Here is a 1,188-nt window from a genome sequence, read left to right on the forward strand (position 1 = left end):
ATACATGTTATAAGTGATTAAAGGTTCCCGTTTACGATTTGAAAGGATATCGTCATAATTTTGTTCACTACCGTATCCTGCATCTGCGACGATATGCTTTGGTAATTCGAAATAATATTGTTCGATTTCATTTAAAAATGGAATGAGTGTGCGTGTATCTGTTGGATTCGAAAAAATACTATAGGCAAGTGCATACTGACCTTCTGTTGCGACTTGGATATTATAACCAGGCTTTAATTGACCATTTTTCATATAATCATCTTTCATTCGCATAAATGTTGCATCATGATCGGTTTTGGAATAGCTATTACGCACGCCGAAAATTTCAAAGTCCCGTTCATATTTTTGTTTACGTACGGTATAGTCCACTAATTGTTTGTGGGCTTGTTTTGGAAACTTTCGTTCCCTTCTTAGCACTTTTCGTTCTGTCACATCTGACGATGCTTCAATTTTTTGATCATACTCAGAAACAACTTCATCCACTTTTTGAACCATTTGAGAGAGTTCTTCTATTGATAAATGTTCTTCACTTTCACGTTCAATTTCTGGTATGATTTCTTTCTCAAGCAGTTCATCGTATAGCTGGTTCGACTTTTCGATTAAACTGTTGTGATATTTTTCAATTGCTTTCTTCCAAACAAATGTAAATTTATTCGCATTCGCTTCAATCTTTGTGCCATCAATAAAAATCGCTTCTTGTTCAATCAACTTTTCTTCTACCAGCTGGCAGCGAAATTGGACGAAACACTGGCGAATTAATTCTTTTACTTCAGGATAAACACGAAAACGGTTGATGGTGCGATAGCTTGGTTCATAACCTTGAGCTAGCCACATCATACGAAGACTGTCTTTTAAAAGTGCTTCTATTTTACGCCCTGAAAAAACAGATTGCGTATAGGCACATAAGATAATTTTCAACATCATGCGTGGATGATAAGCAGGACAACCCGTATTTCGAAGAAATGGTTCGATCGCTTCTTCCGGAATACTTTCAATTAAATGATGGATGTGGAAGGCAATATCATTATTTTGAAGTTTTACTTCTACATTTAAAGGCAAAATTAATTGATTCATGTTATAATCTTTAAACATAAGGACACTTCTTTCTGTTTGAATTTTGTCTGGTAACTTAATTTTATCAGAAAGTGTCCTTTTTTTGATAAAAAAAAATAAAGCCAGTGAAATTTT

The 1,188-nt window shown here is 34.4% G+C and carries 1 protein-coding gene; it reads right to left on the reverse strand.

Annotated features, from left to right (window positions below):
* Positions 1-1,092, reverse strand: a 1,092-nt coding sequence (locus BN1372_RS00005) for a transposase (RefSeq protein ID WP_062196871.1), incomplete at its 3' end; no start/stop codon positions are given.
* Positions 1,093-1,188 lie beyond the last annotated feature (96 nt).

It is taken from the genome of Massilibacterium senegalense, from assembly GCF_001375675.1.
GTDB lineage: Bacteria > Bacillota > Bacilli > Bacillales > Massilibacteriaceae > Massilibacterium > Massilibacterium senegalense.